The sequence below is a fragment of the Flavobacterium branchiophilum FL-15 genome (assembly GCF_000253275.1).
Lineage (GTDB): Bacteria > Bacteroidota > Bacteroidia > Flavobacteriales > Flavobacteriaceae > Flavobacterium > Flavobacterium branchiophilum.
Genome location: NC_016001.1, coordinates 330,507 through 356,656, shown reverse-complemented (window position 1 = coordinate 356,656; position 26,150 = coordinate 330,507). Strand labels below are relative to the sequence as shown.

23 protein-coding genes and 1 pseudogene are annotated in these 26,150 nt (G+C 33.6%); 7 read left to right on the top strand and 17 right to left on the bottom strand.

Annotation, left to right across the window (positions count from 1 at the left end; translation table 11 throughout):
• Positions 1-59: 59 nt before the first annotated feature.
• On the bottom strand, positions 60-1,085 hold the full coding sequence (locus FBFL15_RS01605) for a LacI family DNA-binding transcriptional regulator (RefSeq protein ID WP_014082929.1): 1,026 nt from the start codon (positions 1,083-1,085) through the stop codon (positions 60-62).
• Between the two features lie 305 nt (positions 1,086-1,390).
• Complete coding sequence (locus FBFL15_RS01600; RefSeq protein WP_014082928.1) at positions 1,391-1,855, bottom strand: Rieske (2Fe-2S) protein; 465 nt, start codon at positions 1,853-1,855, stop codon at positions 1,391-1,393.
• Positions 1,856-2,081: 226 nt separating this feature from the next.
• Between FBFL15_RS01600 and greA the strand changes: the two genes are divergently transcribed.
• Positions 2,082-2,558, top strand: coding sequence for a transcription elongation factor GreA (gene greA / locus FBFL15_RS01595; RefSeq protein ID WP_014082927.1), 477 nt, complete (start codon positions 2,082-2,084; stop codon positions 2,556-2,558).
• Positions 2,559-2,581: 23 nt separating this feature from the next.
• A complete protein-coding gene (locus FBFL15_RS01590) occupies positions 2,582-2,971 on the top strand; it encodes an HIT family protein (RefSeq protein WP_014082926.1) in 390 nt (129 codons plus the stop codon).
• A gap of 275 nt (positions 2,972-3,246) precedes the next feature.
• Here the strand turns inward: FBFL15_RS01590 and FBFL15_RS01585 are convergent, their stop codons facing one another.
• From FBFL15_RS01585 to pnuC, 4 genes are all read right to left on the bottom strand, one after another.
• Entirely contained in the window at positions 3,247-4,851 is a 1,605-nt protein-coding gene (locus FBFL15_RS01585) for a S8 family peptidase (RefSeq protein WP_014082925.1), read from the bottom strand.
• A gap of 91 nt (positions 4,852-4,942) precedes the next feature.
• Complete coding sequence (locus FBFL15_RS01580; protein WP_014082924.1) at positions 4,943-5,803, bottom strand: MBL fold metallo-hydrolase; 861 nt, start codon at positions 5,801-5,803, stop codon at positions 4,943-4,945.
• Positions 5,804-5,851: 48 nt separating this feature from the next.
• A complete protein-coding gene (locus FBFL15_RS01575) occupies positions 5,852-7,972 on the bottom strand; it encodes a DUF4301 family protein (protein ID WP_014082923.1) in 2,121 nt (706 codons plus the stop codon).
• Positions 7,933-8,553, bottom strand: a complete 621-nt coding sequence (gene pnuC, locus FBFL15_RS01570; RefSeq protein ID WP_014082922.1) for a nicotinamide riboside transporter PnuC — start codon at positions 8,551-8,553, stop codon at positions 7,933-7,935. Before pnuC ends, FBFL15_RS01575 begins: the two co-directional genes overlap by 40 nt.
• Positions 8,554-8,704: 151 nt before the next feature.
• Between pnuC and FBFL15_RS01565 the strand changes: the two genes are divergently transcribed.
• Positions 8,705-9,748 (top strand): Gfo/Idh/MocA family oxidoreductase, encoded by a 1,044-nt coding sequence (locus FBFL15_RS01565; RefSeq protein WP_014082921.1) that lies wholly within the window; start codon positions 8,705-8,707, stop codon positions 9,746-9,748.
• A gap of 372 nt (positions 9,749-10,120) precedes the next feature.
• On the opposite strand, the gene odhB is transcribed toward FBFL15_RS01565, so the two are convergent.
• Both odhB and FBFL15_RS01555 read right to left on the bottom strand, forming a co-directional pair.
• Positions 10,121-11,344 carry a 2-oxoglutarate dehydrogenase complex dihydrolipoyllysine-residue succinyltransferase gene (odhB, locus tag FBFL15_RS01560; RefSeq protein ID WP_014082920.1) on the bottom strand — a complete coding sequence of 408 codons (1,224 nt, stop codon included), beginning with the start codon at positions 11,342-11,344 and terminating at the stop codon, positions 10,121-10,123.
• A 37-nt stretch (positions 11,345-11,381) separates the two neighbouring features.
• Positions 11,382-14,162, bottom strand: a complete 2,781-nt coding sequence (locus tag FBFL15_RS01555; RefSeq protein WP_014082919.1) for a 2-oxoglutarate dehydrogenase E1 component — start codon at positions 14,160-14,162, stop codon at positions 11,382-11,384.
• A gap of 117 nt (positions 14,163-14,279) precedes the next feature.
• On the opposite strand from FBFL15_RS01555, the gene FBFL15_RS01550 reads away from it, so the two are divergent.
• The 3 genes from FBFL15_RS01550 (at position 14,280) to FBFL15_RS01540 (ending at position 16,551) form a co-directional block, all read left to right on the top strand.
• Positions 14,280-14,819 carry a hypothetical protein gene (locus FBFL15_RS01550; RefSeq protein WP_014082918.1) on the top strand — a complete coding sequence of 180 codons (540 nt, stop codon included), beginning with the start codon at positions 14,280-14,282 and terminating at the stop codon, positions 14,817-14,819.
• A gap of 128 nt (positions 14,820-14,947) precedes the next feature.
• Positions 14,948-15,340: a 30S ribosome-binding factor RbfA gene (rbfA, locus tag FBFL15_RS01545; protein WP_014082917.1), complete on the top strand. Its 393-nt coding sequence runs from the start codon at positions 14,948-14,950 to the stop codon at positions 15,338-15,340.
• A 2-nt stretch (positions 15,341-15,342) separates the two neighbouring features.
• Positions 15,343-16,551, top strand: coding sequence for an ABC transporter permease (locus FBFL15_RS01540; protein ID WP_014082916.1), 1,209 nt, complete (start codon positions 15,343-15,345; stop codon positions 16,549-16,551).
• Between the two features lie 398 nt (positions 16,552-16,949).
• On the opposite strand, the gene FBFL15_RS01535 is transcribed toward FBFL15_RS01540, so the two are convergent.
• The 6 genes from FBFL15_RS01535 to FBFL15_RS01510 form a co-directional block, all read right to left on the bottom strand.
• Entirely contained in the window at positions 16,950-17,999 is a 1,050-nt protein-coding gene (locus FBFL15_RS01535; RefSeq protein ID WP_014082915.1) for a ferredoxin--NADP reductase, read from the bottom strand.
• 150 nt (positions 18,000-18,149) lie between these two features.
• On the bottom strand, positions 18,150-19,109 hold the full coding sequence (locus tag FBFL15_RS01530; RefSeq protein WP_014082914.1) for a lysylphosphatidylglycerol synthase transmembrane domain-containing protein: 960 nt from the start codon (positions 19,107-19,109) through the stop codon (positions 18,150-18,152).
• Between the two features lie 7 nt (positions 19,110-19,116).
• The gene (gene panD / locus FBFL15_RS01525; RefSeq protein WP_014082913.1) at positions 19,117-19,467 is read right to left on the bottom strand and encodes an aspartate 1-decarboxylase; all 351 of its coding nucleotides are present in this window, start codon (positions 19,465-19,467) and stop codon (positions 19,117-19,119) included.
• 14 nt (positions 19,468-19,481) lie between these two features.
• On the bottom strand, positions 19,482-20,330 hold the full coding sequence (panC, locus tag FBFL15_RS01520; protein WP_014082912.1) for a pantoate--beta-alanine ligase: 849 nt from the start codon (positions 20,328-20,330) through the stop codon (positions 19,482-19,484).
• A 166-nt stretch (positions 20,331-20,496) separates the two neighbouring features.
• Positions 20,497-20,766: a hypothetical protein gene (locus tag FBFL15_RS01515; protein ID WP_014082911.1), complete on the bottom strand. Its 270-nt coding sequence runs from the start codon at positions 20,764-20,766 to the stop codon at positions 20,497-20,499.
• Complete coding sequence (locus FBFL15_RS01510) at positions 20,753-21,532, bottom strand: hypothetical protein (protein WP_014082910.1); 780 nt, start codon at positions 21,530-21,532, stop codon at positions 20,753-20,755. The genes FBFL15_RS01515 and FBFL15_RS01510 overlap by 14 nt, the downstream gene beginning before the upstream one ends.
• 114 nt (positions 21,533-21,646) lie before the next feature.
• On the opposite strand from FBFL15_RS01510, the gene FBFL15_RS01505 reads away from it, so the two are divergent.
• On the top strand, positions 21,647-22,420 hold the full coding sequence (locus FBFL15_RS01505; protein WP_014082909.1) for a hypothetical protein: 774 nt from the start codon (positions 21,647-21,649) through the stop codon (positions 22,418-22,420).
• A 620-nt stretch (positions 22,421-23,040) separates the two neighbouring features.
• Here FBFL15_RS01505 and FBFL15_RS16080 read toward each other — a convergent pair.
• The 3 genes and pseudogenes from FBFL15_RS16080 to FBFL15_RS01490 form a co-directional block, all read right to left on the bottom strand.
• Positions 23,041-23,925, bottom strand: a pseudogene (locus FBFL15_RS16080) (IS1595 family transposase).
• 238 nt (positions 23,926-24,163) lie between these two features.
• Complete coding sequence (locus FBFL15_RS01495; RefSeq protein WP_014082908.1) at positions 24,164-25,156, bottom strand: acyl-ACP desaturase; 993 nt, start codon at positions 25,154-25,156, stop codon at positions 24,164-24,166.
• 4 nt (positions 25,157-25,160) lie between these two features.
• Positions 25,161-25,895, bottom strand: a complete 735-nt coding sequence (locus tag FBFL15_RS01490; protein ID WP_014082907.1) for a lysophospholipid acyltransferase family protein — start codon at positions 25,893-25,895, stop codon at positions 25,161-25,163.
• Positions 25,896-26,150 lie beyond the last annotated feature (255 nt).

The following is a 26,150-nucleotide window of genomic DNA, read 5'->3' as shown; positions in this document are numbered from 1 at the left end:
ACATCCGCTTGCTGTTTTACCCCAATATCATTTATATCAAAAACAGCAATCAAAATGAATTAGCCTATTTTTTTGGTTGATTCTCTTTGACGCAGTTCTGTTTTGATAATTTCTGTTTTGTAATGGTAATTTTCCAGTTTGCTTTCTAATCGTGCTATCAAAAGTTGGGCAGCTGCTTCACCAATTTCAGGGCCATGTTGGCTCACGGTGGACAAGCTTGGTGTGAGTCTTCTGGACCAAACACCATCTGCAAATCCAATGACAGATACCTCATCTGGAATTTTATAACCTGCTTTTAGGCTCATTTTCATTGCCGATACAGAGGCATGCTCGTCTAAAGCAAAAATACCATCTACTTTTTGTGTGTCAAATAATGCCGTAGCTTGTATATTAAATTCATGTTCATTATCGGTTCTGATTATGATTTGAGGGTCTATGGATATGTTGTTTTTTTCTAGTGCGTCAAAATATCCTTTTGTTCTAAGCTTGCCTACACTTAAATTATCAATCGACGAAAACAAGGCAATGCTGCTACATTGTGAATCTATCAAATGTTGCATGGCATTTAATGCCGATTCATAATCATCAACTACTACTTTATCACAATGCACTTCATCGGCTATTCTATCAAACATTACAATTGGAATTCCTTCTTTTATTATTTCTAAAAAATGAGAAAATTCACCCAATTTTTGTGCTTCTTCTGCAATCGATAGGATAAATCCATCAATTGTGCCATTGCTCAACATTTCGAGAGCATGAATTTCTTTTTCCAAGCTTTCGTTAGAAATACACGTTATTACATTGTATCCTTTGGCTTCGGCTACTTTTTCGATGCCACTAAATACTTTTGCAAAAAAAGAGTTGAGTATATTTGGTATAATAACACCAATGGTTTTGGTGCTTCGATTTTTTAAATTCAGCGCTGTCAAATTGGGTTTGTAATTTTTTAATTTAGCATATTCCTGAATTTTTATCTTGGTAGGTTCACTAATTTCGGGGCTGTCATTTAAAGCTTTAGAAACAGTAGAAACAGATACTCCTAATTCTTTAGCAATTTGTTTGAGTGTGGCTCTGATTTTCATATCGATACTTTTTGTTAAGTGGTCTTAAAGCTCATTGTTTCATTATCTCTTGTTTTTGTAACATACCTATATTTATTGTTATGACTTAACATAAAAATGTCATAAGCTGTTTATTTGCAATATTTTAGACCACTTGATCTGACAGCTTATAAACGGGTATCAAAAATAAGATTAAATGCTGTAAAAATACAAAAAATATTGTATAAACTAGATTTTTTTTGACTAAAAATGAATTTGTAAAATTATAAAAAAAGCATTATTGCAAATAAAAATGTGGTGTTACATAATTTATTCTGCATTTTTTGTTAGTTGTATATCCTCAAAACTGTTCCGTTCACCTCTACTCTATAGGCTTTTAAGGGGTAAGTCATACCCGCAGATTGTCCTGTATATAAACTGTATTTTTTGTCGTCGCACGGACAAACAGCATTGATGCCACTCAACGTCATGGTAGAGCAACTGCTCAAACTCTGATTAGGACATGCCATATCCCAAGCGGTATAGCCACTTCCTGTATTGAACACAAAAACACCCCGAACCCCAACTCCTTGAGTGGTTACTGTAATACCGTTTCCTGCAAATTGTAGGTTTGAATGACTAGGCAAATTCAAATCTACATTGTAGGTAAAAGTATAATTTGGCAAATAAGGATTGTTGTTGTTTATGGTTTCTTTTGAACACGAAAACAAACATCCAATGAATATAAAAACCACTATTTTTTTATAAAACGAGCTCGTTATATGTTCTATTAATTTTCTAAATACCATCATTTTAAATACTTTTTAAATAAACCATAAAAGTAATATTTTAATTAGAGTAAATAATATGTTTTCTGTTGAAAAAAAAATTTTTTTTTTGAACTAAAATAAATTTTAATTATGTAACTTTGAAACTCAAAATAGTTAAAAAAATTTGAATTAATAAAAAAAATAATATCTTTGTGGAAAAAAATCCCGTCGAGATGGGATTTTTTCTATTTATATAAATAACAAATTTATGAGTGCAGTATCGTATTACACAGCCGAAGGTTTAAAAAAATTAAGAGAAGAGTTAGATTATCTAAAAAATGTCATGCGTCCAAAAGCATCGCAAGATATTGCCGATGCACGCGATAAAGGGGATTTATCTGAAAATGCAGAGTATGATGCCGCAAAAGAGGCACAAGGTTTGCTAGAAATGAGAATAGCAAAGCTAGAAGAAATACATGCAAATGCCCGATTAATAGACGAATCGCAGTTGGATGTGTCTAAAGCATTGGTACTTTCAAAAGTAAAAATCAAAAATATGGCAAATGGTGCCACTATGACTTATACCCTTGTTGCAGAAAGTGAAGCCGACCTTAAAAGCGGTAAAATATCGGTTACATCGCCTATTGGCAAAGGCCTTTTGGGTAAATCCGTTGGAGAAATAGCCGAAGTAACAGTACCTAATGGTAAGATACAATTTGAAATTATTGAAATTACCCGCGATTAATCCGCTTAACACCACCCTATTTTATGAGTTCTATTTTTACAAAAATTGTAAACGGTGATATTCCTTGTTACAAAATAGCAGAAACATCCGATTTTTTAGCTTTTTTAGATGTCAATCCAAATGCAAAAGGACATACACTTTGTATTCCAAAACAAGAAATTGACAAATTGTTTGATTTGTCAGACGAACAATATACTGAGTTAATGCTTTTTGCCAAAAAAGTTGCTGCTGCCTTAGAAAAAGCGTTGCCTTGCAAACGAGTTGGCGTAGCTGTTGTGGGTTTAGAAGTGCCACATGCTCATGTTCATTTGATTCCAATCAACGAAATGGACGAAATGAGGTTTATAAACAAAGTAACGCTAACAGCCAATGAGTTTACTGAATTGGCATTTCAGATACAAAAATTTTTATAATATTTTTGGTTTACAATCAAATACTCGTTAATATACTCCATCATTTGATTGCAACAAGCGTCGATGGGTTTATCGATTATGATGCTGGATAAACACAATAACTTTTGGATATTGACCAAACATCAAATAGTACAAAAATTCGGTACTTCAAAAAAAAGCACAAGTAGGTAAAGGTATATATTGATGTATTTAGTAAAGTCAAAAAAGGTTCTTTTGAGAAAATCAAAAGAACCTTTTTTATATTAATTATTATGGTTTAAAAAATAATTGACTATTTATTTTTTACCTTTTTGGGTACTCATTTTAGCTGCTAATTTCAATGCGTTATAAGCATTCACAATTTTTCCTGATTTGGAAAGCGAGGCAAAAGGTTTAACATCATTGACGTTGCCAGCAAATGCCACATTTTCGTTAATAGAAGTACCAGAGTCCATCAAAATATGTTTCACTTGTTTGGCCGATAATTTTGGATAATACGAACGTATCAAAGCAGCTACTCCAGCCACATTGGGCGAAGCCATTGAAGTTCCTTGCAAAAATTGGTAACCATTATTTGGAGTAGAGGCATATATTTTTACACCAGGTGCAAATACATCTACGTTTATTTTTCCAATGTTAGAAAAATCAGCAACCATTTGTTTGCCATATTCAAAATTTAATGCCCCAACGGTAATCACATTATCAGCAAATTCCTTTTTTTTGTCGGCAGCGTCGTTAGGGAAATTTGGCTCCGTATCAATGTCTTTGGCATCGTTACCTGCAGCATGTACAATCAATACATCTTTACTTTCGGCATATTTTATAGCATCAAAAACCCATTGTTGGTGTGGCGAAAAGTCTTTTCCAAAGCTGGCGTTGATTACTTTGGCTCCGTTGTCCACCGCATAGCGAATACCTAAAGCAATGTCTTTATCATATTCGTCGCCATCTGGAACCGCTCTTACCGTTAGAATTTGAACCTGATTGGCAATACCGTCGCCACCAATATTATTGTTTCTGACTTGAGCTACAATTCCTGCAACGTGAGTTCCATGTAAAATTTCTTCTTTATCTGGCCCCATCACATTGTTGTCGCCATATTTGTTGTCCTTCAAATCATCTGGATTGTCGCCCAAAATTTTTCGGTAGTCGTTTTTTAAATTATCGCCATTAGCAATGCTCTTAAAATCGTCTAATTCTTTTTTAACTTCTTTGATTAAAGCATCAATAGGCATTCCATAATTGAGCATTTGTTGCATAATGGCACTGCTTCTCATCAGCGTAGCATCATCAGACTTGATGGCTTTTAAATCATCGGCTGTATAGGTATCTTTTCCTAAATGTTTGCGCAAAGCTTCGTCTGCTTTTGTGGTGCCTTCAAACACCCGTTCGAGTTGCAAAATATTGGTATTGGCCTCGGCTACTTTTTTATCATTATAAGATTTTGCTACTAAATAAGTGGCTTCATCTACCAAGCTTTTGTTTTTTAGAATTCGTACATATTCATAATCCTCTTTGGTAATATTACCTAAAAAATTCCAGCCATGAATATCGTCGATGTATCCATTTTTATCATCATCAATGCCGTTGTTTGCAATTTCTTTTTTATTAGTCCAAATAACCGATTTCAAATCTTCGTGTTCAATATCCACTCCCGAATCTACAATACCAACAATAACAGGAACTCCCGTTTTGTTTTGTAGTAATTCAGCATAGGCCTTGTCCACACTCATACCTGGAATACTGTCTTTGGCTAAATCCAAATGACTCCATCTTTTGAGTTGATTATCTGTCAAAGCGGCTTTTTTGGTTGTAAAGCCACTTGTTGATTGGGCATTGGCCGAAAGGCAAAATGCCAAAGCCGCCACGAGCGACCATTGTGTAAGTTGTATTTTTTTCATGTATCCTTTTTTTATGAGTAAAACTTGAGCCTTCTGGCTTGCGATAAGTCAAAATTAATATGAAATTGTTACAAAAAATGTCAAATTAACTTTATTTTAATATTTCATCACATCGAAATACGTCTTTTAACCTGATACCTCGTTCGGTATTTTCTACAGTAACTATATGATTATGAGCATCATGCTCTAAAAATAAATAATAATTATGCTCGGCTGCGGCAGTTAAAAGTTTTGATTTTTCGGGCATGGTCAATAAAGGTCTGGTATCATAACCCATTACATAAGGCAAAGGGATATGCCCAGCTGTTGGCAACAAATCGGCACAAAAAACAATGGTTTTGTCTTGATATTGAATATGTGGTACCATCATTTTTTCGGTGTGCCCATCTACAAAGTAAATTCCAAAATCCAATTCTGATTGTGGCAAAAAATCATTGTCTGGTCTGTTGATAAACTTTAATTGTCCACTTTCCTGCATAGGCAAAATATTTTCTGCCAAAAAAGAGGCTTTTTCTCTCGGATTGGGCTTTGTGGCCCACTCCCAATGGTTGCTGTTTGTCCAAAATTGGGCATTTTTAAAAGCAGGTTCGTAGCCTGTTCTGTCTTTATTCCATTGAACGCTACCACCACAATGATCAAAATGCAGGTGAGTCATAAACACATCTGTAATATCATCTCGATGAAATCCCCATTGACTCAACGAATGGTCTATCGAATGATGGCCCCAAAGCGAATAATAACCAAAAAATTTATCCGACTGTTTATTGCCCATTCCTGTGTCTATCAAAATCAGTCGGTTGCCGTTTTCAATAAGCAAACAACGGGCCGCAATGTCTATGAGGTTATTAGCATCGGCGGGATTTGTTTTGTTCCAAATGGTTTTAGGAACAACGCCAAACATGGCACCACCATCTAGCTTAAAATTTCCTGATTCAATAGGATATAAGGTCATAATTATACAATTTTAAAGGTTATTTTTGGTTTGATATTTTTATTTTACTTAAATCGATTGAGGCTGATGTGCTGGTTTGAGCAAATCATTAACTGTTTTTACAGGATTGAAAGTAATCAACGGAACTTGAACAAAAATGGTTATCCAATGAGCCATAGCTCCATTCCACAATCCTGGTAATTCATAGGATTTGAGTTCGATACCATTTTTGTTTTTTTCGACAATAAAACCAGTTTCAAAATCGATAAATTGTGTCAAATCAAATTTTTGATGCTGATAGTTTTTGATACCACAAACCAAATCAACAGGATTGAAATGGGTGGCATTTTGCATGATTTTGAGTTGTGAAGCCACTTTTAAATCTACTTGCGAAGATTCTACAATTTGCAACGACACCCGTCCTTTTTTGTCTCTAACCCAAAACGGCCCTCCTCCAGGTTCTCCTTCATTTTTTACAATTCCGCATATTCTAATGGGTCTGTTTAAAATTTCATGCAAGTAAACCAATTTATTTTCAAAAGTAAACTTATCAAAATCATCAAAACTTTTAATATTTAAATTGATTTTACAAAAATGCAATACTTCTTGCAAAATGGCTTCATCCTCTTGTTGTTGATCTATCCAATGTAGATATGAAAAAATATTTTTTTGCAAATCAAGCATGATGCCAGCCAATGCTTTTTTGTAACTAGCAATGGCTTCGGTTCTATTTTGAATAACATTATCAATGTTTTTTATAAAAATAACATCGGCATCAAGTTGTCCTAAATTTTCAATCAAAGCACCATGCCCGCCAGGTCTAAACAGTAATTTGTTTTTCGACTCTCTAAAAGGTTCATTATCCAATGTTACCGAAAGCGTGTCTGAGGCAGTGTTTTGATATGAAAAAGTAACTTCGATAGTGGTTTTACCCTCGTTTTCAAAATGTGATTTTGCATTAGCAATAATTTTTTCAAAAGCATCCTGATGGTGTTCTGAAATTGTAAAATGCACTTTTGAAACCCCGTTGGCATTAGCATAAGCAATGGTTTCTGCCAAATGCTCTTCTATTGGCGACACCAACAAATTGTGGTATTTATGAAAAGGCAAAATACCTTTAGGCTTATTGGCATAATCCAGCTTGTCTGTGTCTATCAAATATCGAATAAAAAACAAGATTTTTTTATCCCTTTCCCACGTCATAAAATCAGGGTGCAAGGTGCGTAGTGTAGCAAAAACGCTTTCAAAAAAAGGGAACTTTTCTAATCCAGCTAAAAAAACACTCAAATCAGTAGCATTTTTTCGATTGATATAAGCGTTTACCGATTCGTTTTCAATGTCAAATTCATTCAAAAATTCATTCAAAAATTTGAACATTCTACTTGCAGCTCCAGATGCGGGTACAAATTTTTGGAGTTGGAGTTGCTCCTTTTTTTGATCAAAATAAAGGGCAAAATCCTGTAATTCTTTTTCAGAAAAAACCCAAATGCCATCATTTTTTTTGGCAGGTCTGTCCAAGATAGTTTTGGGAATGCCTTTTTTGTATATTTCCAAATGGTTTGCAACCGTGTCGATATCTAATTGATGGTCGTACATTTGAACAAACTCCAATGACGAAAACCCCAATGCTTTGGCTTTGATTAAATCATTAACAATTTGAACTGCTTTGTGCAACCTTACCCCTTTGTTACCTGATAATTTGATGTAAGGTTTTTTGTATTGCTTTAAAGCATTTTCAAAAAAAGCCAACGTTTCTACCCTATTGGTTGGTCGGTCTCGCAAATCGTCTTTTTCCCAAGGTACATCAACATCTGTTAAAAAAAACAAATCATAACGATGTTTTTTTGCCGCTTTTTCTAAATTTGGATCACAAAAACCATAATACAAATCAGAAAAAACTTTTGTAACCATCAAGTTTGTATCGCAAAAAAGCAGTTTTTCTGTTTTTAGCGTATTGTCGTTTTCCAACTTGGTTTGTCCAATAGCAATGGGCAACATATCTTCGAGCTGGCAAACTTGCTGATGGTTTTGCCATTTTTCTTGCAAATAATCACGAGCAAATTCAGGCGTCCAAACGGTGCTAAAATGATCGGACAATTGTTTTGCCAAAGTGGTTTTGCCTGTTGATTCTGGACCAAATAAGGCAATTTTTATGATATTGGATTGGTTTTGTTTAAGATTTTCTTCCATTCTAAAAAGCCATAAAAGGCAATAATTGTAAATATAAAATATTGTAAACTCGTAACGGTATAGCCTTTTATAAAATATAATGGCACCGAAATGATGTCGCCTACTATCCAAAACAGCCAGTTTTCTATTTTCTTTTTGGCCATAAGCCACATGCCTACAAAAAACAATCCTGTAATCAATGTATCTACGTACGACATCCAATTGGTTAATTTATGGACAAATATATATACTGTAATCACAAAAACTAACGCCCCTAAAAACAAAAGCACAGCCTTTTGTCTATCGGATTTGTCCATCATCGTAACAGGTAAATCGGCTTGATTGCTTTTTTGTTGCCAAAGATACCAACCATACAAACTCATCACAAAATAATAAACATTAATCATCGAATCGCCAAGCAAACTCCATTTCCAAAACAAATAAGCATAAATAGCTGTATTTACTAGCCCCGTTGGAAATACCAATATGTTATTTTTTTTAGAAAACCAAACACTAGCTAAGCCCAACAATGCTGCTGTGATTTCGAGTAATATTTCCAAAAAAGTTTCATTCTTGTATTGGGCAAACCAAAAATCTAGCACTTTGTGATGTTTTAAAATGAATTACTTATCAAATGATAATTATTTTGCTAAAATATATAAAAAAAATCAATTTTTTATTTTTTTTCAAAGTTTTTCATCCATAAGAGGTCGTTTTTTATACTTTTACAACATTTATAACTTGTTTACAAATATGCAAAAAATCCAAACCGCTCTTTTGTCTTATGGCATGTCTGGCAAAGTATTTCATGCTCCTTTTTTAAATGTACATCCTGGTTTTGAACTTGTTGGTTCATGGGAGCGAAGTCAAACCAATATTCAAAAGGATTATCCCAATGTTCAAAGTTTTAATTCTTTAGAATCCATTTTAAACAATCCGTCTATTGATTTGATTGTAGTAAATACACCAGTTGCCACCCATTTTGATTATGCTCAAAAAGCACTTTTGGCGGGCAAACATGTTGTGGTTGAAAAAGCTTTTACCGCAACATTAGAACAAGCCAAAATATTGCAACGATTGGCTTTTGAAAAAAAATTAAAATTAGCCGTTTTTCAAAATCGCCGTTGGGATAGTGATTTTTTAACGGTTCAAAGCATTGTAAATCAAGGTGTTCTTGGCGAATTGGTAGAAGCCGAATTTCATTTTGATCGGTATAACCCTAATTTAAGTCCCAAAATCCATAAAGAAACTTCAAACGATGGTGCAGGCATTTTGAAAGATTTAGGCCCTCATTTGATAGACCAAGCCTTGTGTTTGTTTGGCATGCCCGAGCGGGTTTTTGCCCACATTCGCAAAACCAGAAATTTAACTTTAGTTGATGATTATATCGATATTTTTCTTTATTACAAATCATTGACTGTTAGACTAAAAGCTAGTTTTTTCGTCAAAGAACCTTCAGCATCCTACATACTACATGGCAAGAAAGGGAGTTTTTTAAAACCAAGAGCCGATGTACAAGAAGAGCAACTCAAAACAGGACAAAAACCCAATTTGACTACATGGGGCACAGAGCCTATTGCTGCCAGTGGTTATTTGAATACGGAAATTGACGGCAAATCTATTGCAGAAAATGTCGAATCCAAACAGGGTAATTATTATCATTTTTACGATTTACTTTACAAAAGCATCACTCAAAACAGAGAAGAGCCAGTAACGTCTGATGATGGAGTGCGGGTAATGACAATTATTGAAAAAGCCATCGAAAGTCAAGAACTACAAAAAGTAGTTTATATTTAATATAATAAATTTTTTACATAAATAATTAAAATACAAACAAAATCAAATAAATACAACTATCTTTTGGACGTTCCCCAAGGGTCGGGTAATACGTTTCAAACAACGTTCATTGAAATCCAAAAGAAATATTATATTGTGAAATAATCTTTTTTGATTACCCCATTCAGAAACTTTATTCGTGCAAAATAACACACCCTTTTTGGGGCTGGGGGGCTTCTAAAAGGATTACTATCCCTAAAGCAACATGTAGTACAAACATTATTCCTAAAAAATCAACCGTGTGATTGAAAACATCATTCGATTCTTTTTCAAATAAAAACCCCTATCGAAAATAAGTTTCAATAGGGGGGTTTTATATTATAAAATGGTGTATTACAACTCTAATGCTTTTGGAGCATTACCACCCATCAATAATTCTAATGGATTTTCAAGGGCTTCTTTTACGGCCACCAAGAAACCAACAGACTCACGACCATCAATAATTCTGTGATCATAAGAAAGGGCTACATACATCATGGGATGGATTTCAACTTTTCCATTTACAGCAATTGGACGTTCAATAATGTTGTGCATCCCTAAAATACCTGATTGAGGAGGGTTGATGATTGGAGTACTCAACATACTTCCAAATACACCACCATTTGTGATGGTAAAGGTACCACCTGTCATGTCATCTACAGTTATCTGACCATCTCTAGATTTGATGGCCAAACGTTTGATTTCAGCTTCGACCCCTCTAAAAGTAAGGTTTTCGGCATTTCTTACTACAGGTACCATCAAGCCTTTTGGACCAGAAACCGCAATAGAAATATCACAAAAATCATAAGATATTTTATCGTTTCCGTCAATCATAGAGTTTACATCTGGATACAATTGCAAGGCTCTTGTAACTGCTTTTGTAAAGAAAGACATATAACCAAGCCCTAACCCACCATGTTTGGCTTTGAAAGCATCTTTATATTGATTTCTGATGATGTTTATTGGCGTCATGTTTACTTCGTTGAAAGTAGTAAGCATAGCCGTTTCATTTTTGGCGGCTACCAATCTTTCTGCTACTTTTCTGCGAAGCATAGACAATTTGGTTTTGTTAGACCCTCTGTTGCCACCTGTTGGAGTACCCATAGAAGGAACCGCATTAACGGCATCGTCTTTTGTAATTCTTCCACCTTTTCCTGTTCCCGTTATAGAGGCTGGAGCAATATTTTTTTCGTCCAAAATTTTTCTAGCCGCAGGCGATGGTGCTTGAGTAGCATACGTTTCGGCTGGAGCAACTGGTTTTGGAGCTTCTACTTTTGGAGCTTCGGCAGCAGGTTTTACGGCTTCGGCTACTGGAGCAGGAGCATTACCAGAAGGTTTTGCAGCACTAGTATCTATCAAACAAACAACAGCTCCTACAGCAACAGCATCTCCCTCTTCTGCTTTCAAAGTAATAATACCGCTGGCTTCGGCAGGCAATTCCAAAGTAGCTTTATCAGAATCTACTTCGGCAATCGCTTGATCTTTTTCTACATAATCGCCATCTTTTACTAACCAAGTTGCGATTTCTACTTCTTTGATGGATTCCCCAGGTGAAGGGACTTTCATTTCTAAAATCATCTCTATTATATTTTAATTATGAATTTTTTGGTTTTAATTATCTAAATAAATTTTTGTCAAACACCATTCTAATGGCATCTGCATGACGGCGACGGTCTCTGGTATGGCTTCCAGATGCTGGTGCAGCATAATTTTTTAATGATGCCAATCGCCATGTTACCAAATCAAAATTCATTAACATATAACTATAAGCACCCATATTTCTTGGTTCTTCTTGAGCCCAAACATAATCGTCGGCATTTGGATAACGGGCAATAATTTCTTTTAATTGCTCTACAGGTAGTGGAAACAATTGTTCTATCCTTACAATAGCAACATCATGTCGTTCTAGTTTGTCTCTTTCGGCTGCAATTTCATAATAAAATTTACCTGTACAAAATACTAAAGTTTTTATTTTTGCTTTATCAACAGTAGCGTCGTCTATGGTTTCTTGAAATTCACCATTGTAAATTTCTTCTTGAGTAGAAACACATTGTGGATGACGTAATAAACTTTTTGGCGAAAATACAACTAATGGTTTTCTAAAGTTGGTTTTCATTTGTCTTCTCAACAAATGGAAAAAGTTGGCTGGAGTAGAGCAGTCGGCAACATACATATTATGTCTGGCACATAGCTGCAAATAACGCTCCATTCGAGCAGATGAATGCTCTGCACCTTGTCCTTCGTATCCGTGTGGCAACAACATTACAATACCATTTTGGTTGTTCCATTTGTCTTCGCCACATGAAATGTATTGGTCCAACATAATTTGACAGCCATTAGAAAAATCTCCAAATTGAGCTTCCCATATTGTCAAAGTTTTTGGCGATGCTAAAGCATATCCATAATCAAATCCTAACACCCCATATTCAGACAACAAAGAATTGAAAATATGGAAATTACCTTTCTTATTTTTCAAGGCGTTCAATAAAATGACTTCCTCTTCGCTGTCTTCTACCTTTACAACGGCATGACGGTGCGAAAAAGTACCTCTTTCTACGTCTTGACCAGACACTCTTACATCATAACCCTCTGTTAATAACGACCCAAAAGCCAACGCTTCGGCAGTACCCCAATCTATCAAATTGTTGTTGTACATTGTTTTTCTATCACTGACAATTTTGGTTATTTTGCTAATAAATTTTTTATCTGATGGCAAAGTCGAAATCGTTTCGATGATGTCGTCCAATTCGTTTTTATCAAATTTGGTATCTACTTTTTGAAGCATTACATCGTCTGAAACTTGTTCAAAACCTTCCCATTCGTCTTGCATAAATGGTTTGATAATGGTCAAATCTTTTTGTCGAGAGGCTTGCAAGTTTTCGTCTAAACGCTCTTTGTATTCATTTTCAATTTTGGTCAAATAAGCCTGATCTACAATCCCTTCTACAATTAATTTCTCGGCATAAATATCTCTAGGGTTTTTATGACGGGCTATAATTTTATATAAAATTGGCTGCGTAAATCTTGGTTCATCGCCTTCGTTGTGTCCGTATTTTCTATAACCTAACAAATCGATAAATACATCTCTTCCAAATTGCATACGGAAATCCAAGGCAAAAAGCATGGCATGAACTACAGCTTCGGCATCGTCTGCATTGACGTGCAATACGGGCGATAGGGTTACTTTTGCAATATCTGTACAATAAGTAGAAGAACGAGAATCTTGATAATTTGTAGTAAATCCAACCTGATTATTGATTACAATATGTATTGTACCTCCTGTTTTGTAGCCATCCAATTGGGCCATTTGAACAATTTCATATACAATACCTTGCCCAGAAACGGCGGCATCGCCATGAACAGCAATAGGAAGCACTTTTGAAAAATCGTCTGCATAATAACGATCTTGTTTGGCACGTGCAATTCCTTCAATAACAGCGCCCACGGTTTCTAAATGTGAGGGATTTGGGGCTAAATTGATGTTGATTTTTTTGCCCGATTGGGTTTGTCTTTCCGATGTAAGTCCTAAATGGTATTTTACATCGCCATCAAAATATTCTTTGTCATAATCTTTTCCATCAAATTCCGAGAAAATATCTTGTGTGTTTTTTCCAAAAATATTTGCCAACACGTTCAACCGTCCACGGTGGGCCATTCCCATTACAAAATGCTCAACGCCTTTATCGGCTGCGGCTTCAATTAAAGCATCTAAACCTGGAATAATGCTTTCGCCTCCTTCTAAAGAAAATCGCTTTTGACCTACATATTTAGTATGTAAAAAGTTTTCAAAGGAAACAGCTTCGTTTAATTTTTCTAAAATATGTTTCTTTTGATTGGCATCAAATTTAGGCAAATTATCATTAACATTCAATTTGTTTTGAATCCATTCCATCACTTCTGGTGTTCGCATATACATATATTCGATACCAATATGTTGGCAATAAACATTTTTTAGATGGGTTAAAATATCTTGAAGCGAGCAAGGTTGCTGTCCTAATACTTTTGCAGCATCAAAAACAGTGTTTAAATCGGCTTGCGTCAATCCAAAATTTTCCAAATCTAAGTTGGGTGTATGAACCCTTCTGGCTCTTACAGGATTTGTTTGAGTAAATAAATGACCTCGGGTTCTATATCCGTCAATCAATTTCAGAACTTTAAATTCTTTTTGAAGTTTTTCTGATGCTTGTCCGTTATCAACCGTTGTGGTTACATAATTGACAATTTGCTCGGTTTGAGCCTCAATTTGCTCTTCGTTATAAGTCGTCATTCCAAAATCGAAACCTTGAAAAAATGCTCTCCAACTAGGCTCTACGCTGTCGGGACTTTCTAAATATTGATCATATAATTGAGCAAAAAACTCTGTATGTGCTGCGTTTAAAAAGGAAAACCTATCCATAATTATTAGTGAATAACCTGATTTGTTAAATATACTTCGGCAAAAATACAAAAATACAATAGATTTATTAATTTTTTTCATTACTTTTATCAATTAAATTTAAAATCTTTATAAACCATGAATCATCGTGTTGTAGTTTTGAGGGTAAAATGCTTATTATTAAGCTGTTCTGTGTTTTTCTCAATCGATTTAGTAGCTCAAAATCTGGCCAAAAAATCAAGTCCGTTTTTAGAAAAAGTCCGTTTTGGAGGAGGTATAGGACTTCAATTTGCATCGGGTGCTACCAATATCATGCTTGCACCAAGTGCAGTATATGATTTTAATCGATATGTATCGGCAGGAGTTGGGCTTCAGGGTAGCTATGTAAATGTCAAAAACAATTATACTTCTTTGATTTATGGCATCAGTCTTATTGGTTTGGCAAACCCTTTGGACAACATTCAGTTGTCTGTCGATATAGAACAGCTCAAGGTAAATACTACTTATAACGCTACATACCAGTTGCCCTCTGCTCATTTTTGGAATACAAGCTTGTTTGTAGGAGCTGGTTACCGCTCTGATAATATGGTTATTGGACTCAAATACAACATTCTTTATGACAAAAACAAAAGTATTTATTCAGATCCATTACTGCCTTTTGTTAGGTTTTATTTTTAATCATAAAAATACAGTAAATACTTATTTTATTATTTAATAAAACAACCCGCTTTTTTGGCTTTTATCATAAAAAAAGCATTTCTGTTTTAGTATTTTTTTATTACAAAAAAGTATCGTATTTTTGCACAATGGAAACAAATAGACAAAAAAAAATTAGTGGTGTTATCCAAAAAGATTTAGTGGATATTCTTCAAGGCGAGATACGAAAAAACGGTATTGCCAACTTAATCATTTCTGTATCAAAAGTAAGTGTAACCTCTGATTTGTCGATAGCATCGGTACATTTGAGCATTTTTCCTCAAGAAAAAGCAAAAGATACGTTGCTTGCCATTCAATCGAATACCAAGTTAATCAAGCACGATTTGTCTCAAAGGGTTCGATTGCAACTTCGAAAAGTGCCCAACTTGCTGTTTTTTATTGATGACAGTTTAGATTATATCGAAAAAATTGACAAGGCATTAACTGGGCAAGAAAACCCCATTTTGGATAGAAGTTTACTAGAAAAACGCAAACACTTTTAGCCTTGAATATTTGCCTTTATATAGCAAAAAGGTATGTTTTTAGCAAAAGCAAAAACAACGCCATCAATATCATTACCCGAATTGCTACCATTGGTATTGTGGTTGGGGCTGGAGCTTTGTTTGTTTTTCTATCTGTTTTTAGCGGATTAAAAGATTTTAGTTTGTCTTTTAGCAATAAATTTGACCCAGACTTGAAAGTATTTCCTACTAAAGGGAAAATGATAGAAGTATCAAACCATCAAAAGCAACAACTGATGCGTATAGAAGGTATTGCCTTCAAAAGTTTTGTTTTAGAGGAAAGGGTTCTATTTGTATTTGAAGGCAAAGAAGCCGTTGCAACTATAAAGGGGGTTGATGAACAATATGCCAATGTCAATCTTGTAGAAGAAACCCTTTTCAACGGACAATGGCTCAAACCAATTACCAATCAAGTGGTTGTGGGCCATGCGATAACCGAAAAATTGTCCTTAGGCTTGTTTGATTATAACCATCAATTAAAAGTTTTTGTGCCAAAACCAGGACATGGAGCCATCGAAAATCCGCAAGAGGCCTTTAGCTCAATACCTTTGACTCCAATTGGAATATACGCTGTAAATGAAGATATTGATAATAAATATGTTTTTGCCGACTTGGGTTTGGTTCAAGAATTGATGCAATATCAAAGCCATCAAATTTCGCATATAGAAATACAGTTAAAACCAGATGTATCTGAAAATGATGTCATTACGCAATTAAAATCTGTTTTTAACAATCAAATTATAGTAAAAAACAGAATGCAGCTAAACGACAGTTTGTACAAGATGTTGCAAACAGAAAATACCGTTTTGTATCTTATTTTTACACTTGTCATTGTCATGACTTTATTTACCCTAGCAGGAGCTATCATTATGATGATTATTGACAAAAAAGCCCATCTAAAAACCCTTTACAACTTGGGTTTACAAGTGGATGATATTCGAAAAATATTTTTATTACAAGGAATTATCATTACATTTATTGGTGGTGTTTTGGGCCTCTTTTTAGGCGTTATGATTGTACTTTTACAAGAATATTTTCAATTGGTAATGATTACCTCAACCCTACCCTACCCTGTTATTTTTGAATTTCAAAATGTCTTATTGGTATTGGCTACCATATTTGTACTTGGCTTTTTAGCATCACTTATTGCTAGCAATAGAGTATCTGAAAAGTTATTGATTTTTAAAAAATAATTATGCCAAAGAGGCATTACATGGGTAACATTTTGATAGAAACCATCATCAATCAATGTCGTTTAGTTACCCTAATATAGTTACAACGGCACTTCAACTTTGTCAAAGTTTATAACTTTTACAAAAATGATTGATTCAAATTATACCAAATATATTTATAAAATAGTCTAAAGATGCGTAGTTATTTTTTAGAAAAATTTTTCAAAAAAAATCGTTGCATAACTGGGCTACGGAACTATTTTTTTTGACTCTTTTTAGCAAAAAAGAACAAGTAGATTGAACTATTTTATATGTATATTTGGTATTAATACTTAACAAAACAACGTTTCATTATTAAATAACCTGATTAAAAAAAACCACAATTTTAGATAATTGTGGTTTTTTTTAATACAAATGAATTATACATCATCAAAATCCACATAAATTTCATTTGATGTTGGATGAGCTTGGCAGGTTAGTACCAATCCTTGTGCTACTTCTTCGTCGGTTAGTATGGCATTTTTTTTCATTATGGCACTTCCTTTAGTAATTTTGGCCAAACAAGAGCTACAAATACCGCCCTGACAAGAGTACGGTGCATCGATACCTTGCTTGAGTGCCGCATCCAATAAGGTTTCTTTTTGCGACATTTCAAAAGTAATTTCTTCGTCGTCTAACAATATTGAAATGGAAGTGTGTCCAGATAAAGAATCCGAAGCTGTTTCGTTTGAAGCACTTGTTGAAAACAATTCGTATTTAATATTTTTTTCGGCCACATGTTGCTCTTTCAATACCTCTGTTACGGCATTTATCATACCCTCTGGCCCACAAAGGAAGTATTTTGAAAATTCGATTTCTTTGTATAAATTAAGTATCAATTGAGTATTTGCATGGTCTATCCGACCTGTTAAGGTGGAGGCATTTGGAGCTTGACTCAACACATACTCTACAAACAACCTTCCAACAAAACGAGATTGCAAGTCGTGTAATTCTTGTTTGAAAATAATATCTTCAATTGTTTTATTGCCATATACTAAAACAAAAGTACTATTGGGCTCGTTTTTCAATAGGCTTTTTACGATAGACATCACGGGTGTAATGCCACTTCCGGCAACAAATCCCATATAATTGCGTTGAACATCGGGCTTGGGTTCATATACAAATTTGCCCTCTGGAGTACCCACTTCGAGCAAATCGCCTTCTTTTAATTTTTCGTTTGCAAAAACAGAAAAAAGTCCGTTTGAAATGGCTTTTACAGTAACCTTTAATTCGTTTTGATAAGGAGCTGAACAAATAGAATAAGCCCTTCTAATTTCTTTGCCATCCAATGTCAATTTTAAGGTAACATATTGGCCAGCAATAAATTGGTATTGAGATTTTAGTGCCTCTGGAACTTGAAACAAAATGGAAACAGCATCTTTGGTTTCTCGTTCCATTTTTTTGATTAATAATTTATAAAATGCAGACATAATATTTTGAACTAATTTTTTTTGCAAATATAATAAAAGTTCCATTATTTTGAAGGACAAAACCAGTTACATTTTAGAACACAAAGGTTGTTTTCTTTTAAAAATTTAACAGTCAAGTTTTAAAAATTGATTGATGCCAAATGATTTTTTTTAATGCTTGTTTCGAACAGATAGTAATACAAACGAAACCAATCCAAGAACCAATACCAAAAACATTTGCGAAGTCCAAATGATCCATCCATAGGCATTTCCAGTGGTTTCTGCAATGGTATAAAAGGCTAAAATTTTTGAAATTAAAAACGGATAAGAGCCAAATCCGCTGTTGGTAAAGGCTATAGCAATACTACCAACAACAAAAGCTGAAATGATAGCACCAAATCCTAGATGAGACGTTTCGGCAAAAACAAAAGTAGATATATAAAAAGTTACAATGTATGAACCCCAAATAAATAGGGTGAAAAGCAAATATTTGCCCCTTTTTTTCATTCTAAAAATACTCAAAACCCCTTCTATCAAACCAGCAATTTTCTCTTTAATAAATAATATCCATCGGTGTTTAGAGTAACAATACAATCCTAATAATACCAATCCAAAAGCCAAACCAATTGATAGTAAAATAATTATTTTTGTGATTGGCATTTTGTCTAAAATAAACGTTTTTACTATGTTAAATTGCAATACAAATGCTAAAATAACGAAACCCAACAAAAAAAACATATCTACAATTCGCTCGGCAACAATACTTCCAAAACCTTTGTCAAAAGGTATGTTATTGTATTTTTTTACAATCACAGCTCTAGATATTTCGCCCGATTTTGGAACGGTTAGGTTTAGCAGGTATCCTACATTTACGGCCATAAAATTATTGGCAAAAGACGACTCGTAGCCCATGTGTTCTAGGGCATACTTCCATCTATAAGCTCGGGCAGCATTGCCCAAAAATGCCAAAAATAATGCCAATGCCACAAAAAAATAATTGGCGTTTTTGAAGTAGCTTTTTATTTCAAGTATTTGATCTTCGGTAAATTGATTATAGGAATAAATAGTCAAAAAAGCCCCCAATGCCAATGGAAAGACAATCGAAAATATTTTGGTTAGTTTTGCTTTCACTACAAAACTAGGTTAAAGAGTTGTCGTTTTCATTTGGAAATACCAACGATGGTTTAAACGATTTGGCTTCTTCAAAATCTAATATACCATAAGCAATTATAATAATGATGTCGCCTTTTTGAACTTTTCGAGCAGCAGGACCATTGAGCGTTATCACTCCCGAATTGCGTTGCCCTTTTATGGCATACGTTTCCAATCGTTCGCCATTATTGATGTTTACAATGGCAACTTTTTCGCCCTCAATTATGTTTGAGGCTTCCATTAAAGCTTCGTCTATGGTAATACTGCCAATGTAATTCAAATCGGCACCTGTTACTTTTACTCTATGAATTTTGGATTTTACTACTTGTATTTGCATGGTACAAAGTTATATTAATTTAATAAAATAGTATCTATCAATCGAATATTATTTACAAATACCGCAATAAAAGCTCTGTACTTGTGTAGTTCCTGTTTTGTAATACAGGGCAAAAGGGTATTTTCATCGGCAATTTGAAAATATTCCAATTTGAAAAGCGGTGTTTGTTCAAATGATTTTTCAACCATTTGCACCACTTCTTGAGGCGTTTTTGTTTGAAATTGTTTTTTAGCATTCAATAATGTTTGATAAATAACACTTGCCTGTTCTCTTTCTGTTGTCGTCAAACGTTCGTTTCTAGAACTCATAGCCAGTCCATTTTGTTCTCTAAAAATGGGACATTGGACAATGTTTACAGGCAAATGATTTTTTTGAACCATTTTTTTGATGATTTGCAATTGTTGGAAATCTTTTTCGCCAAAATAAGCGTTTGTAGGTTTTACAATTTCGAATAATTTTTTTACAATGGTACCAACTCCGTCAAAATGACCGGGTCTAAAAGCACCTTCCATTACTTTTTCGAGGCCATCAAAATCAAACGACACCGCTTGAGTATGTCCTTCATAAATTTCATTTACGCTAGGAGCAAAAACGATAATTTCACTAGAAACACTTTCAATTTTTTGAATATCGGCAGCCAATGTTCGAGGGTATTTTTGTAAATCATCTGGATTATTAAACTGGGTTGGATTTACAAAAATACTAATTACAGTAATGTGATTTTCGAGCAATGAATTTGTCAATAAGGACAAATGTCCTGCATGCAAAGCACCCATTGTAGGTACAAATCCAATAGTTTTGTGGTTTGCAATACTTTGCTCTACAATTTGAACAAGATGTGCTTTAGTTTCAAAAACAATCATTATACTTTTTTTTAAAGTCTGCAAAATTACTAATTTCACAACGAACAAAGGCTTTTTTTGTCATAAAAAAAACTACAACTTTTGAGGGTTGTAGTTTTTTTTCATTATACCTTAAATATGAAGCTATTATACCTAAAAAATGTTAATTATCCATATTTCATTTATGCTAATTTAGTTTTTCAACAAATAATGTTCCTTGAGATGAAGATGTAGGGCTTGTTAAATCGCCACTTGTATTTACAGTTATTCGATAAACTTCTTTAGTAGTTTGAAGAACCAAATTGATAATGGCAATATCTTTGTTTGCAGGCGAAAGTGTACCACTAAAGTTTGTCCAAGTACCTGGTGAAGTAATTGATCCAACAATGGTACCTCCTCCGTCGCCTCCAGCTCCAGCTCCATAAAGGTTTGTTCTTGCTGTGTTAATGTGTAGCAAATGGAGTTGTAAATTGTATAGCAGCACCGCTTGAACTTGTATGAGACAAACGAACAGATATATTACCAAAATTTAATTGAGAGTTTGCTGGTGTACTCGCATTTAAAGGTGAAACTGTTTTGGTAGCAAACTGAATGGATTGTACTGTACTTTTAGCACCAATGGAAGCACTACAATTTTTACTATCAAACGAAATAGGAACAGAAATTGATGTAGGAGAGCTAAAATTTGGTGTTCCAGAAACAGAATATACTAAATTGCCAACACCAATAGCCAAAGTACCTGGTTGTAATTTGAACGTTAATCCATTTTGAGTAAAAGCTGTACCGGCTTGATATGTTCCTCCATTTCCGCCAGTATATGGAACAGATAATGTACCTGAATAAGCCACACCACTTGTAAACGTTGACGGCTCAATGTTTACACTGCTACAATCCAAAGCGCTAATTGAAGGTATTGCTGCTAATGAATTATTCAATGTTCGCCACTCTGAACCGTTCCAAAAATAGAATCCTTGTGATAAAGTGCCCGAACTATTAAAAACCATTAAGCCTACTGGTTGATTGCTTATGTTGTTGTCGTTATCAGAATTTAAATCCATAGTTCCAGAAGTTAGTGTAACTCTTGGAACTAATATACCTTGATTTGTAGAACTAATATCTAATTTTGAATAAGCATCTGGAGAAGTTATTCCGATACCAATATTGCCATTATCTTTTATAAAAATACCATTGTTTGCAGACCTATCAGTTGCATTATCTGACAAATTTATCAAACGTATTACTCAAAGTATAAATTATTAACAAAAAATGGGATTTTTTTTTTTGAATATTTTTTTTATATATTTGCATCAATTATTTAACTAAATAAATATGTATATATGAAAAAAATTATTTTAGCTTTTACAGTTGCAGTTTTACTGTTCTCATGTGAAAAAGATGAAACAGTAGCAGATTCTAAAACAAGCGCATCCAATCGCGAGTTGTTAGACAAAGATGGTAAACTAGCATATTCTGCTAGTACTTTAGATTTTGGATCTCCAAAGCCATATACTGGTGATTTTTTAAACCTAAACACTAACAATAATGGTAAAGGTATAGGTGGAAAAATAACTTATATTGTTACTGGTTATTTCCAATTATGGAATAATGGAGAGTGGGTAAGTAAGAACGAAAATAGAAGTTATGATTGTTATATTACAGTATCTTCTAGATCTGGAGATCAAGTTGATTTAGCTTTTCGTTTCTTGCCAAAAGGATCACCTATAAATTTTAATAGCAATAAACCCGCAGATTTCTGGTTAAGATATCAAGTACGCAACCGTTATAATCCTTTTTGGTATAGAAGTCATAGAATAACAAGGTATGATATGGATAGTTTTATTAGCAGTACTAATCAAGGTGTTGATTCATATGATAAATTATGGGGTTCAGGTGCTCCATGGATTTATGATGGATTTATGAGACATCAAGATTGGCATGATTTTATACGATGGGACAATGCTTTAAGTTACACTAGAACATCTAGGGGTATTACAATTCATGATTGGGAAAAAGGTAATGGCATTAATTTTCTTGAAATAAAAGTATATGACAGACCATCAAATGAAAATATTGTAGCAGAAGAAATTACTAATGCACCAAGTAAGTGGTAATTAAAAATTTAGAATCTATTAAACATAAAAACAGTAAGAAATTACTGTTTTTATGTTTTGAATTATTATTAACATTCCTAAAATTATCAAAACTACATAAAATAGACAATTATTAGATAACAAAGTCAGGAAATACCACTTAGAGTTAACCTAAAAACTAATTAAGTTATTCTCTAAAAGATAATTATTGCAAGATTCAACCAAAAAGTGTTACTATTTTAGGTCTTGATAATATATAAAACAGGATAAAGTAAGCTAAAAAAAATAATTAATACTGAAAACTAAATAATTAAGTCCTATTTTTGATTTCAAAGTGAAAGAAGTTAAAAGGTAAGATCTAAAAAAACTTGCGTTTAATTTTACTTAACAAAGTATACTTATTCTTTATTATACTTACCCTTTTGTATTCCTAAGGTTCATTACATCTATGATTAACCCCAGCAATTAGTAGTCTTTCCATAAGATTATTAAAATGTCTACTATTACAAAATTCATTTAGATAATTCTGAAGAAATTCAGCATATATTCTATGATGGATATCCAATAATAACCTTTTTTGTTACTTATTGCTTTGTGTACTTAAGGCAAAATTTTGTTTATTTTTTTTTAGAGTTATCCGTTTAGGTGCTTACTATAATCTCACTATATTTAAGGGGTTTAGAAATTACCATCCTTTTAATTAAGTTATCAAATATAGTTTGTTTGCTATTTGATCTATTTAATCTGTAGCTGTACTCGTCCAAATATTTTTCAATATGTTTTTCATGCATCCATTAGAAAGTGCTTCTTAACTAAGCCTTAACTTGATATATAATTGTATTTATTTCAAAAAAATCAGACCTATTACTCTTAATTTGAGTTATATCATACATCTCTTTTAATGGTTTGTATCCTGTCCATTCATCAGTTATTATTTTTGCCTCAGTGGAAATGTGTGCATCAAATATTTTTTCTAGTGATACCGAAGAATAATCATTTATTAGCTTAAAATAGGCTCTTTTTACACCACCGTTTTTATCTATTTCAACTGCAGCCACAATTTTCTTTTTCTTACTATCTGTATTTCTTCATTGCTTTAGTGTTTCTTTACCACCATCAACGATTGCAGTACCTTTAATGGTATAACACTTGCTACTTTTCATTGCTTTTCTAACCTTACTCATAAACAACCAAGCCGTAGATTGCCTTATATTTAATCGCTTTGCCATCTGATTTGAAGAAATACCTTTTGTGGTTGCACTCATTTCAAAAACGATTGTAAAAGCTTTTCTCATACCAAATTTAACTTTATGGAATATAGTATTAGCCGATGGACTTTCGATGTGATGACAGTTATTACAGTCTCTTGCAAAATTTGCTTTTCTAATAGTATATTTACTATTGCCACATTTTACACACTTATAACCGTTTGACAATTTCCGATCTGCTAGATATTCTAGGCAATCTAAATCTGTTTTGAATTTATCAAAATACTCTATTATTCCTTGACTTAAGAATTGTTCCATAGCCTATTGTTTTAGTTATTACAAATATAAGGTAACCTCTAAAAACTCAATATGTTGATTTTTAAAAAAACATAAAATATTGAATATAAACAAAATAAGGTTTTTAATTTTTTTGCAAATCGAGTTTTTAGAGACACCCATAAGTATTTAAATAGATAACTCTAATAAAAAAACTATAACTTTTTAGGGTTGTAGCTTTATGTATGTTTTCTTTTTTTAGAAAATGTTTTACCAGCTTTTATCCTCCAATGAGGGCAGGTTGTACCCATTTGAAAATAAATGAATCTTCAGGAACTACCAATCTTTCAGATATTCTGGCCATACGGGCTGGAAGTTTCATGATATAATCACGTGCTTTTTCGGCTTCGTCTGTTAGCCCTGTGATTTTATCTATTTCCCATCTAACAATTAATTTTTGCATGATTTCTACATAATCGGTTGCTGTATATACTCCCAATCGTTGGGCTGAGTCAGAAAAATGTTCAAATGCTGTACTGATTTTTTCGCCAGATTCTCTTAAAAAGTGAGCCGGCATTGTTATTTTGAGTTTCATCATGTATTGAAAAGCCAACATCATTTCGCTTGGATCTACCTTGAAAATTTGGTGGATAAACTCGCTATAAGCATGATGATGACGCATTTCGTCGCCAGCTATCATTTTGCACATTTTAGACAACTTGTTATCACCAAATTTTTTAGCAATTTGGGATACTCTATTATGAGAAATATAGGTAGCCAACTCTTGAAAACTGGTATAAACAAAGTTTTTATAAGGATCTCTTCCTGTTCCTATATCAAAACCATCGTTTATCAAATGCTGGGTTGTCATTTCGACTTCTCGCATATCTACCCTACCGGAAAGGTACAAATATTTATTTAACACGTCGCCATGTCTGTTTTCTTCGCCAGACCACTGACGGATCCATTTTGACCAACCATTGCGTTCTAAGTTTTTTACACCTTCTACTTCCATCAACCACGACTCGTAAGTAGGCAAAGCCTCTTCTGTAATGGTATCTCCCACCATGGCAACCCAAAAATCATAAGGCAAATCTTTGGCTATTTCTCGGAGTTCTTTAACCTCTTCAAAAAAGGTGTCGCTTTGAGAATTGGGTAAAAAATCTGATGGTTGCCAAATTTTCTCTACTGGTATTAGAAACTGATCCACAAAATCATCGACTTTGCTTTCTAAAAATTGCATCACTTCTAATCGGATGTTTTTTATAGACATAATATTAATTTTTAATGTATTTAGTAATTGTGTTTTCGGTTTTTTCCATAATTGATTCAAAATGATGGTCTTTTACCGAAATAGGTTCATGTATAAGGAGTTCAATTTTGTTGCCCAATCCGTAAGGAAAGGCACCAAACCTTACAAACTTCCAAGAGTTATTTATTGTTACTGGAACAACAAAGGCACTTGGAGCATTTTTGCATAATATTTTCAAACCCGTTTGCGAAAAAACTTTTGGAACTCCCGTTTTGCTTCGGGTTCCTTCAGGAAATATCACAGCCGATCGGGTGTTGCTTTCAATATAATCAGCTAATTTTTTGATGGTCGGAATCGCTTGTTTTGGGTCTTTTCGGTCTATCAATACCGAACCGCCATATTTTAAATTAAACGAAACACTAGGAATTCCTTTACCTAATTCAATTTTACTAACAAATTTTGGATGCCAATCTCTTAAAAACCAGATCATACATACAACGTCATACAAACTTTGATGATTTGCTACAAAAATGATGGGCACTCCACGAGGTATCAAATGTCTATTACTCACTTTATACGTGGTGCCTAGCAAATGCCCTATTCGAACCAAAATAAAATTCAAATAATCAACACTTTTTTTGTGTGCTTGATAGCCAAAAACCCGCAAACAAACCCATTGTATAGGCTGAAAAATGACCAAGGCTATGAGAAATAGCAACAAGGCCAAAAATGAAATTGGATATGAAATGATTTTTTGCACTTTGAAACGTAAAATATAACGAAGCAAAAATACGTTTTTTTTCTGAATTGCAACTAAAATATTCTAAATCCATAAGTTATAATGCTTTAAATATTGTTCTGTAACTATTTTGGGGTGATTTGTTACATTTTTTTAAATTTGATCAATGGTCTAAAATCTATAATATTACACATTGTAAGTCAAAAAAAAGGGGACTTTTGTAATTTATTGCGATGCTATTGTTGATTTAATTTATCATTTTAAATCCATTTCTAT